This is a genomic window from Thiomonas sp. FB-6 (assembly GCF_000377645.1).
In the GTDB taxonomy this organism is placed as follows: Bacteria; Pseudomonadota; Gammaproteobacteria; order Burkholderiales; family Burkholderiaceae_C; genus Thiomonas_A.
Genome location: NZ_KB898532.1, coordinates 1 through 4,669, shown reverse-complemented (window position 1 = coordinate 4,669; position 4,669 = coordinate 1). Strand labels below are relative to the sequence as shown.

Here is a 4,669-nt window from a genome sequence, read left to right as displayed (position 1 = left end):
GTGCTGATCGGCGTGCCGATGTACTCCAACGCCGCGGGGATCATCCCGGTGGTGCAGGCTCTGCTGGGCAAGGGCGCGGCGCTGGGCACGACCCTGGCGTTCATGATGTCCGTGACCGCCTTGTCGGCGCCCGAGTTCCTGATCCTGAAAAAGGTCATGAAGCCACGCCTGATCGCCCTGTTCGCCGCCGTGGTCGCCACGGGCATCGTGGTGGTGGGCTACGTGTTCAACGCGGTGATGTAAGGCCGCATTGCTTTCCCTGTTCGTTCCACGAGGAGTTGCATGATGATCGAAGTCAAGATCCTGGGCACCGGTTGCGCCAGCTGCAAGACCACGCAGAAGCTGGTCGAGGAGGTGCTGGCCGCCAAGGGCGTGCAGGCACGTGTCGAGAAGGTCGAGGACATCCCCTCGATCATGCGCTACGGCGTCATGAGCACGCCGGGCGTGGTGATCGACGGCAAGGTCGTGCATGCCGGCGGCGTGCCCGCCCGCGCGCAGGTCGAGCAGTGGGTGGAGGGCTGACATGCACCCGCAAAACTCCCACGCCCCGCGCCCCACGCATGCCTTGCGCAAACCCCGACCGAATCCACCCAGGCACCGGATCCTTCCGGCCCTGGCCTTGCTGGGGATGATGGCCTCGGGAGGCATGGCCTGGGCGCAGGGCCCGGCATCGACCTGGGCCCAGAAGATCATCACGCCGGAATTCGCGCTGAAAGCCGCGCAGGCGGCCAAGGCCGAGTGCTCCAAGCGGGGCTGGCAGGTGGCGGTTGCCGTCACGGACCCCTCGGGGCTGCCCCTGGTCGTGCTGCGGGACCGCTACGCGGGCTGGCACACGCTGAGCGCCGCCGAAGGCAAGGCGCGCACCGCGGCGAGCTGGCGCCAGTCCACCGCCACGGTGGCCGCACGGGTGAATGCTCCCGGCTCCGCCGAACAGGCGATCAGGAATCTTCCCGGCGTGGTGATGATCGGCGGAGGCCTGCCGATCGAGGCCGCGGGGCAGATGGTCGGCGCCATCGGGGTATCGGGGGCGCCGGGTGGCGACAACGACGAGATCTGCGCCAACGCCGCGCTGCAGGCGATCAGCGGGGACCTCGAATTCTGATCCGCACAGCCCACTCGGCGGGATTCCCGGGGCCGAGGCTTTGCACGGGGTTCCAAGGCATTGGAACCTCGCCGCCCTTGAATTCGACGCACAACGCGCCGAATCCACCCGCGCCGTCAGCGGCTCGTGCGCTTTCCAACGCCGTTCAGGAGGACTGCCATGCTCACCTACGACGTGTCTCTCACCCGCGTCGACACGCACGCAGGCGTGGCGCGGTGCAAGGACGCGCGACTACCTGTCGATTCCGATCCCGAAGGACGCTCCGACGCCTTCAATCCCGCCGAACTTCTGCTCGCCGCGCTCGGCGCCTGCATGCTGAAGAACATCGAGCGCGTCGCGCCGATGCTCAAGTTCGCCTTGCGCGGCGCGCATATCGCACTGCATGGCGAGCGCCAGGATGTACCGCCCAGGATGCAGCGAATCACCTACCTCGTCTTGGTCGATACCGACGAGAGCGATCAGCGGCTGGAATTGCTGCATCGCAATCTGCAGCAGTTCGGAACCGTTTATAACACCCTTGCCGCCGCGACCACGATCGAAGGTCGGGTTGAGCGCGGCACATTGCCCAAGCGCGCCGAACTGGATCGCTGACCCCGTCGGAAACCGTGCGACAACAAGATAGCGCCCATCATGAACCTGCCCGAAGAAGTGGATGTGCTGGTGATTGGCGGAGGCCCCGGCGGCACGCCCGCGGCTCTGGCGCTGGCGCAGGCCGGCTGCAGAGTGTTGCTGGTCGAAGCCGGGCAGGGACTCGGAGGAACCTGCCTGTTCGACGGCTGCATTCCGTCGAAGATCTATCGGGAGGTCGCCGCGAGACGCATGGCGATCTCCGATGCGGCGCAATTCGGCCTGCGCGTGGCGGCGTCAAGCTCGCCAGGGGCCGTGGACTGGAGCGCGGTGCAGGCCCGGCGTCACCGCATCCTCGCGCAACGCGCGCAGGGCGCGCTGGCGAAGGCCCGCGCGCTGCCGGGCTTGCAGGTCGTATTCGGGCGGGCCAGACTGACGGGCCCGCGCAGCGCGACCGTCGACGCCGGCGGGCAGTCCCATGCCGTGCGCTTCGGCCGCGCAATTCTGGCCACGGGATCCGTGCCGGCACGCCCGCCGATCCCCGGCGTGGATCTACCCGGGGTGCTGGATTCCAAGGGCCTGATCGAAATTCCCGGGATTCCGCGGTCGCTGATCCTCATCGGTGCCGGGCCGGTCGGCGTGGAAATGGCGCAGATCTTCGCCAGGCTCGGAAGCCAGGTCACGTTGCTGCAGGGCGCGGCGCGCATTCTCGAGCCGGTCGACTCGGCGCTGGCGGATCTGCTGGCGCGGCGCATCGAAGGCGACGGCGTCACGCTGCGCACGGGTGTGCGCGTGGAGTCCATCGAGGCGCAGGCGCAAGGCGACGGCCTGCAGGTGCGCTACGCCCGGGAGGGGCGCACCGAGCAAGCGCGCTCGGACATCGTGGCCGTGGTCGCCGGCCGCCAGCCCAACGTGCAAGGGCTGGGACTGGAAAGCACCTCCGTACGCGTCGGCCGCCACGGCGTGCAGGTCGATGCCACACTGCAAACCGACGAGCCGGGCATCTACGCCACCGGGGATCTGGTCGGACAGCCGATGTTCGCGCACTGGGCGACGGCCCAGGCCTTGGCGGTTGCGCGGCATATGCTGGGGCACGATGCACCGTACCCCAGGCCCGAGTACAACTCGGCCGTGATCTTCTCCTTTCCGGAGATCGGCATGGCCGGCCTGACCGAAGAGGCCGCGCGTGGCGCGGGGCTGGATGTCGCGGTCGCCGAATACGACTACCAGGGCGATGCACGCGCGCAGATCGGCGCGGAGGCCTTCGGACGATTGCGGGTGGTCTACGAGCGAACGAGCCGGCGCATCGTCGGCCTGCACGCGCTGGTCGAGGGTGCGGCCGACCTCATGGGCGAAGCCGCACTGGCGGTGCGCCAGGGCCTGCGCCTCGACGATCTGGCCTCGGCCATCCATCCCCACCCGACGCTGACCGAGGCCTTCGGGCTGGCTGCGCTGGCGGCCCGGTGACCGCCCCGGGCTCGGCCCATCGCATGCGATGGGCGGCTTCTTGAGTTTCGCAAGGACGGCACCATCACCGCCGGAAACGCCGCCGGTCTCAATTCCGCGGCCTCCTCGATGATCGTCGCGCAGCGCCAATGGGCCGAGGCCAACGGCCTGCAGCCGATGGGGCGTCTGGTGTCCTACGGCGTGGCCGCGGTGGAGCCCGAGTGGTTCGGGCTCGGGCCGGTTCCAGCGGTGCGCATGGCCCTGGAGCGTGCCGGATGGTCCACGGGCGACGTCGGCCGGATCGAGATCAACGAGGCCTTCGCAGCCATCGCCATCGCCTGCACGCGCGAACTCGGGCTGGCAGAGGACATCGTCAACGTCGAGGGCGGATCCATCGCGCACGGCCATCCCATCGGGGCCACAGGCGCCATCCTCACGACACGCCTGCTGCATTCGATGCGCCGCGATGGCGTGCACCGAGGTGTGGTGACGCTGTGCGTAGGGGGCGGCCAGGGCATCGCGCTGGCCCTCGAGACTCTTTGACGCCTCAGCGCCGCTGCGGTTGACGCCACAACCCTTCGGCCCCGGCTACGCACGTGTGGGCATCGTCACTGGCTGAGCCCGGAAGCCCATTTCGGAAACGAATCCGGACGCCAGATCGCCTCATAGACTTCATTCCCAGGTCTATGGATTGAGATGCTTACGACTTGTGACTCGAGCATATCGAGTTCTCCATCCCGGTTCGACTGAGGTGCCGACGTCACCCTGAACCGTGCCGGCTCCGTCGTTGCCCCTGAGGCCGGGCATCCGTGCGTCAAACCAGCCCGGGAGGCGGCGGCGGTGCGCTCTTGTAGCCCCCGCGGACGCGCCAATTCCTGCGGCAAGCGCGCGGGCGGCGAAACAGCAAGGCCGCGCCGAGTGCGATCAAGAGCAACGGGCCGACCAGGTGCGACATCCCGACCGGGATGAGACCCAGGTACCTGGCCATGCCGACCAGACCGATGACGATGAGTGCGGCGGGGAAGATTCTCATGGTGCGCTCCGAAGGAATGTGAGGGGGCAACGCAAAGGGCTTGCAGCCGGAAAAGCTCAGCGCTGCTCGCCCGGGGCGGGCGGTGGGGCGGGCGGTGGGGCGGACGCCTTCGAGGCAGAGGCTCCGCTGGATGATGTCGGACCGGCCGCATCGTCACCAGCGCCGCAGTGGGAGTGCCACTGCCGCATGCCCGCGCGGAAGCGCTCGCGCTCGTCCTCGCTCAGATGGGCCCAGCCGGGGCCGAAGTGGCGATGCATACGCCGCTCCCAGCGGTCGTGCATCCGTTCACGCATATCCGCGCGCCAACGCGGGCCGCGCGCAAGCATCGTCACGCCGGCGCCGATCAGAAGCAGGGGCCAGAGCAGGTGCACGAAGGCGGGGTCGACGAGGCCATAGTGCTTGAGCAGCTCGAATACGCCAATGGCGATGAGGGCGAGCGGAAGGATGCGCATGATTTTCTCCAGGAAAGGGGGGCGGCGCGTGCGCGCTAGATGGCGAGGTCGCCGTATTCGGCGCGCAGC

At 68.6% G+C, this 4,669-nt stretch carries 7 protein-coding genes and 1 pseudogene; 6 read left to right on the top strand and 2 right to left on the bottom strand.

The features are described from left to right. The 6 genes and pseudogenes from D466_RS22555 to D466_RS0119755 form a co-directional block, all read left to right on the top strand. The coding region (locus D466_RS22555; protein WP_026285460.1) for a permease at nt 1-243 on the top strand (243 nt) is incomplete at its 5' end. Between the two features lie 42 nt (nt 244-285). After that, nucleotides 286-522 (top strand): thioredoxin family protein, encoded by a 237-nt coding sequence (locus tag D466_RS0119775; RefSeq protein ID WP_018915409.1) that lies wholly within the window; start codon nt 286-288, stop codon nt 520-522. Between the two features lies 1 nt (nt 523). After that, a complete protein-coding gene (locus D466_RS0119770; protein WP_231385776.1) occupies nt 524-1,102 on the top strand; it encodes a heme-binding protein in 579 nt (192 codons plus the stop codon). A 159-nt stretch (nt 1,103-1,261) separates the two neighbouring features. Continuing rightward, nucleotides 1,262-1,693 carry an OsmC family protein gene (locus tag D466_RS0119765; protein ID WP_018915407.1) on the top strand — a complete coding sequence of 144 codons (432 nt, stop codon included), beginning with the start codon at nt 1,262-1,264 and terminating at the stop codon, nt 1,691-1,693. Between the two features lie 39 nt (nt 1,694-1,732). Beyond that, nucleotides 1,733-3,136 carry an NAD(P)/FAD-dependent oxidoreductase gene (locus tag D466_RS0119760; RefSeq protein WP_018915406.1) on the top strand — a complete coding sequence of 468 codons (1,404 nt, stop codon included), beginning with the start codon at nt 1,733-1,735 and terminating at the stop codon, nt 3,134-3,136. Between the two features lie 45 nt (nt 3,137-3,181). Beyond that, nucleotides 3,182-3,658, top strand: a pseudogene (locus tag D466_RS0119755) (acetyl-CoA C-acyltransferase); the annotation flags it as partial. Nucleotides 3,659-3,929: 271 nt separating this feature from the next. Here the strand turns inward: D466_RS0119755 and D466_RS0119750 are convergent. Both D466_RS0119750 and D466_RS0119745 read right to left on the bottom strand, forming a co-directional pair. Further along, a complete protein-coding gene (locus tag D466_RS0119750) occupies nt 3,930-4,148 on the bottom strand; it encodes a hypothetical protein (RefSeq protein WP_018915404.1) in 219 nt (72 codons plus the stop codon). A gap of 56 nt (nt 4,149-4,204) precedes the next feature. Continuing rightward, nucleotides 4,205-4,600, bottom strand: coding sequence for a LiaI-LiaF-like domain-containing protein (locus tag D466_RS0119745; protein ID WP_018915403.1), 396 nt, complete (start codon nt 4,598-4,600; stop codon nt 4,205-4,207). Nucleotides 4,601-4,669: the final 69 nt, after the last annotated feature.